Source organism: Pseudomonas agronomica, assembly GCF_025917275.1.
Lineage (GTDB): Bacteria > Pseudomonadota > Gammaproteobacteria > Pseudomonadales > Pseudomonadaceae > Aquipseudomonas > Aquipseudomonas agronomica.
Genome location: NZ_JAOSHO010000854.1, coordinates 1 through 1266, shown reverse-complemented (window position 1 = coordinate 1266; position 1266 = coordinate 1). Strand labels below are relative to the sequence as shown.

Sequence of the window (1266 nt, the reverse complement as noted above, 5' to 3'; positions counted from 1 at the left end):
CCTCCCAATCCGAATCCGCGACAATCCCGCCGCCGCCCCAGCAGCACACTTGCCCGTCCTTGACCAGCAAACTGCGGATGGCGATTGAGCTGTCCATTTCCCCGCGCACGTCCAGGTACAACAACGAGCCGCAATACAGCCCGCGTCGGGTCGGTTCGAGTTCATCGATGATTTGCATGGCGCGGATTTTCGGCGCGCCGGTAATCGAGCCGCCGGGAAAGCTGCCGGCGATCAGGTCCAAGGCATCTTTGCCCTCCGCCAGCTCGCCGGTCACGCTGCTGACCAGGTGGTGCACGTTCGGGTAGCTTTCAAGACTGAACAGCTCCGGCACCCGCACCGAGCCGACACGGCACGTGCGGCCCAGGTCGTTGCGCAGCAGGTCGACGATCATCAGGTTCTCCGCCCGGTCCTTGGGGCTGGCCAGCAGCTCGGCGGCGTGGGCGGCGTCTTCGTCGGGCGTTGTGCCACGGGGCCGGGTGCCCTTGATCGGACGGGTTTCGACGTGGCCTTCGCTGACCTTGACGAAGCGTTCCGGCGACAGGCTCAACACCGCGCCACCCTCCGGCAGGTTCTGGAAACCTGAGAATGGCGTGGGGCAAGCCGTTCGCAGCGCCTGATAAGCGGTCCAGGCATCGCCGTGGCATGGGGCGCGGAAGCGCTGGGCAAAGTTGACCTGGTAACAATCGCCGGCCTGGATATACGCCTGGATGCGTTCGAATGCCTGTCGATAGGCGTCGGCGCTGAGGTCGGGTGCCATCGGGCCTGCAAGACTGAATGCGGTGGCAGGCGCTGCGGATGGCCGGCTGAATAGCTCGATCAGTCGTTGGCGTTCACTCTCGCCGCAATGGGGATGGAAGACCAATTGGCTGGTGCCGGCCTGGTGGTCGGAGATCAGCGCCCAGTCGTACAGGCCGAAACGCGCGTCGGGCAATTGCAGATCATCTTGTGCCTGTGAGGGCAGGGCCTCGAGGTGTCGGCCGAAGTCGTAGCTCAAGTAGCCGATCAAGCCGCCGGCGAAGGGCAATTGCACCGTCGTTGGCAGTTCCGCATGGCCCAGTTGCGCCAGATGCATCCGAAGACGTCGCAGGAAATCGCTGCCAGTTTCGTCAGGCCGTACCGCCAGTTGTTCCAATGGCCAGGCGCTGAGCAGGTCGTAGCGTCCGCGTTCGGCGCTCGGTCGGCCACTGTCGAGCAGGACGCTGCCGGGGGCATAGCGGATCGCCGCGAAATACTCGGCGGGGTTGGCGCGGTAGGGCAATGGGTGTA

Annotated in this window: 1 protein-coding gene; it reads right to left on the bottom strand. The window is 64.8% G+C overall.

Features of this window, described 5'->3' with window-relative positions:
- The coding region (gene pabB, locus OC610_RS27675) for an aminodeoxychorismate synthase component I (RefSeq protein ID WP_264432708.1) at positions 1–1266 on the bottom strand (1266 nt) is incomplete at both ends.